At 38.0% G+C, this 3,000-nt stretch carries 3 protein-coding genes; 1 reads left to right on the top strand and 2 read right to left on the bottom strand.

Going from position 1 to position 3,000, the window contains the following annotated elements; genetic code table 11:
- The first annotated feature begins 433 nt into the window (after nucleotides 1-433).
- The gene (locus tag ABWO41_RS17220; RefSeq protein WP_353140700.1) at nucleotides 434-817 is read left to right on the top strand and encodes a DoxX family protein; all 384 of its coding nucleotides are present in this window, start codon (nucleotides 434-436) and stop codon (nucleotides 815-817) included.
- Nucleotides 818-883: 66 nt separating this feature from the next.
- On the opposite strand, the gene ABWO41_RS17215 is transcribed toward ABWO41_RS17220, so the two are convergent.
- Both ABWO41_RS17215 and ABWO41_RS17210 read right to left on the bottom strand, forming a co-directional pair.
- Nucleotides 884-1,696: a hypothetical protein gene (locus ABWO41_RS17215; RefSeq protein WP_353140697.1), complete on the bottom strand. Its 813-nt coding sequence runs from the start codon at nucleotides 1,694-1,696 to the stop codon at nucleotides 884-886.
- 187 nt (nucleotides 1,697-1,883) lie between these two features.
- Nucleotides 1,884-2,684, bottom strand: coding sequence for an alpha/beta hydrolase family protein (locus ABWO41_RS17210; RefSeq protein WP_353140694.1), 801 nt, complete (start codon nucleotides 2,682-2,684; stop codon nucleotides 1,884-1,886).
- Between the last annotated feature and the right edge of the window lie 316 nt (nucleotides 2,685-3,000).

The following is a 3,000-nucleotide window of genomic DNA, read 5'->3' as shown; positions in this document are numbered from 1 at the left end:
GAATTTCCGTAGCAATTGCCTTGGTTCTGATTTTAATTTTTAAGCGATTTAAATTTTAGTGATATTTTAACAAAATAGAATTTAAGAGTTCGCTTTTTGGTGGTTGGTTGAATCAAGGTAGTACAAATATTTCGGACGGAGTCCTTGGTTTTTTAAATAAGATTTAAGTCGTCCGTTGGAAGGCTTAAACGAGGGATAGTGCCTTTGGCACTAAGACTTGCGCTAGTGAGGTATTTATAATTATAATGCTTTTGATTAATTTATTTTGGTACATCTTACTTTTTTCATACTAAAATCGCCTGCATCAACCGTTCTTATGAAAATCTGCCGTTGATTTAAGATCAGAATAAGATATAAAAGAAGAAGTCAGATTGTTTGTAATTTCGGCTTTAATAATACTTATTTTTGAGGAAGTAATTATAAACCCCTAATTATGGAAATAAAATCAAAGAAATCTGTAAAAATTGCTTATTGGATAAGCACCGGTCTGCTTGCTTTATTTATCCTCCCCGGAATATTCTTTATGAACAGTCCAATGGCTTTAGAAGGAACCAGACATTTGTTAATACCGGAGTGGTTGAGATGGGAAGTAGGTGTAGGAAGTTTTATAGGAGGGCTTTTACTGATACTGCCTGTTTGGAACCGTTTAAGAGAGTGGGCATATGTAGCATTGGGAATAGTTTATGTATCTGCAATTATAGGACATTTGTGGATAGATGGCTGGGCGGCAGTGACTTTTCAGGCTATTTTTATATTTCTGGTACTGCTGGTTTCTTATATCTGCTGGCATAAACTTAACGATAGAAAACTATATTAATAAAAACCCCAAAAGCAATTTGCTTTTGGGGTCTTCAACCTATCTATCTACCTATCGGGTATTTTATTAAAACCAGCGCCAGCCCATATTTTTAGCTGCAGCACTAAAAACAACGGCGCCGCCAAGAGAGCCCCATGGTCCGGCAAGTGCGCCAACTATAGCTCCGGTAACATCTGCATTTACAACGTTACAATTTATGCAGGGTCTAACTGCTTTAGCATCATTTTCGTTAAACCAGTAGCTGCTTTTTTGCGAAACATACTGTACGTTATGCCAGTAAGCGGCAGAATATCTTGCTACAGAATAGAAGGCAAGAATAGTTTCCATGTCTTTTTCGTCGAATTCTTTGGAAGCAAGAACTTTATTTTCTATGTCTTTAATGCTTTCGATATATTTTAATGTTCTGTCGTATGATGTTTCGCCAGTGGTATTAGCTAAAATACTTATCGGGTTTGGGTTATATGGACCTGTTCCTGTAATGTCGCAAATAGCCGGAAACCTTTTACAAATATCTAAAGAGATGTTTTCTAATTTGGATTCTTTGCCCATCATCTCCCTCATGGTATTGTAAGCCGAACTTAGATTGCTGCGTTGTTCGTCATCAAAACTTACCTGTTTTTCCCTGGCGAATTTAGAATAGATACTGATTAGGTCTTCTATGTTGAGATCGTTGTTTTTGGAATCAACATTAGCTGCAAAGTAATCCAGGAACTGGTTATGCAATTTACCTGTTTGGTCTAAGCGATTTGCTTTGTTCTCCATTTGAGAAAGTGAGATTTCTTTTTCTATTGAGGAGATTTTTGTATCCTCATTTTTATTGCAGGCGGTCATGATGAATAGAGACAGCATGAAGGTTCCTAATTTGATGATATTTTTCATGGTTAAATTTTAAGATTTGAAAATTGGAGTGTCAAAAAAAATTCCTGTCATCCTGAGCGCAGCGAAGGATCTCTCTCAGAAGCACTTCTGGCAGAGATTCCTGCCTGTCCGGCAGGCAGGTCTCCTCCTAAAGTCGTCGAAATGACGATGTTTTTGCTTTTTAACTCCTTCTATTAATAATTTAATTTTATTTTTTAGACGCAGCAGCCCAGATACTGGCACCTGCTCCGCCAACAACACCTCCAATTACAGTTCCCCAGGGGCCGAATCCGGTTCCCAGGATTCCACCGATTGTAGCACCATCTGCATCAGCACCAATGATATCTTTCGGATATTTAGCGAATTGTGCAGCTCTTTCCGGATTATACCATGGGCTATTTTTTGAGGCTATTAGATTATTGTGCCAGTAAGCAGCAGAGTGTCTTGCAGTTGAATAATAACCTAAAATAACTGCTTTGTCGCTAGCTTCCATATCTGTTTCCATAACTTTTGCTTCCATATTTTTCACTTCGGCTATAAATTTCAAAGTTCTGTCTGTAGATGTTCCGGTAGAAGAGTTCAGGATATCAAAGGGGATGTAGGGTCCGGGGAAAGGTTTAAAAATGTCGCATAAGATAGGGAAGCGTTTGCAAAGGTCCAGAGGTCTGTACGGGCCACCAATGGCCTGAATTTCTTGCTGTACCTGAGCATAAATTTCTCCCGATGCTCTTAAAGTAGCCGTAGTTTCATCGTTTTTGTCATCTTTATAAAATTCGGCAGAAACTTTTATAAGATTTTCTACGCTTGCATCGCCACTATTTTTAGCAAAGAAATCCAAATAGGCATTGTGTTGCTGTCCAACTTTATCGAACTGATTTTTTTCGTTGGCCATTTCTTTTTCTGTTAACTGTCTTTCCATAGATACATCACCATTTTGATCTTTCTTACATGAAGTTACCATTGCAAAAACAAGCAATGCTGCGATTGAGGTTTTGATTAAGTTTTTCATAATATTTGTCATTTTAATTTTTTCCTACTCTAAAAGCTTTTCGGATTCCGCTTTAACACGTTGTCTGTGCTTTCTGTAGGTATATCAATAGAATGAAAAGTTTGTTACCCCTTGTTTTATAGAAATTTTGAAAATAGGTGGTATTTAGTATCAAGTATTAAGTAGCCGGTATTGAGTATCGAAAGGAGATAGATAACAGAGGAAATTACTTAGCTGTTGTACAGTATTGTTCGCTGCGGAGATATCTCCTGCCGTCGATATGAATCCCCTCTCCCCGAGCCTGGCTGCCGGACGGTAGGGTGAGTTGGAAGTGCAA

Source organism: Pseudopedobacter sp. (assembly GCF_040392825.1).
Taxonomy (GTDB): domain Bacteria; phylum Bacteroidota; class Bacteroidia; order Sphingobacteriales; family Sphingobacteriaceae; genus Pseudopedobacter.
The sequence above is the reverse complement of the archived record's forward strand: the minus strand, read 5'-3'. Positions and strand labels throughout refer to the sequence as shown.